Source organism: Tenacibaculum larymnensis (genome assembly GCF_028829235.1).
Taxonomy (GTDB): domain Bacteria; phylum Bacteroidota; class Bacteroidia; order Flavobacteriales; family Flavobacteriaceae; genus Polaribacter; species Polaribacter larymnensis.
This window is the reverse complement of record NZ_JAIWJY010000045.1, coordinates 1-375: the sequence shown is the minus strand read 5'-3', so window position 1 is coordinate 375 and position 375 is coordinate 1. Positions and strand designations below refer to the sequence as shown.

At 35.2% G+C, this 375-nt stretch carries 1 pseudogene; it reads right to left on the bottom strand.

The features are described 5' to 3' along the window. Positions 1–282, bottom strand: a pseudogene (locus LCI24_RS16945) (hypothetical protein); the annotation flags it as partial. Between the last annotated feature and the right edge of the window lie 93 nt (positions 283–375).

Here is a 375-nt window from a genome sequence, read left to right as displayed (position 1 = left end):
GACCGTTTTAGTAATTCTCTTTTTAGATTGTAATTCTCTAAGAGGGTAGAGTACACTTTCTGCACCGTCTAGATCTTCTATTAAAATTAACTTGTGTTGTAATTCTGTTCTATTGAAGTAATAAAAAGCATTGGCACTTAATACCGTAATTTCCACCTTATCTTCTTCGGGTATAAGTTCTGCTACTTTTGATTGTAGATGTGTTTTTCCTGCTCCTGAACTTCCTAAGCTAATACAGTGTAAAGGATTGCTAGTTTTTCTGCTTGTAAATATGAGATACATCAGCAGGCGATTTATACTTTCACCTATAACACCGCTCTTGCCGATGCACTCATTTGTGTTAGCTAACAACTTCCTCTTTTTCAAAAAGGCTTT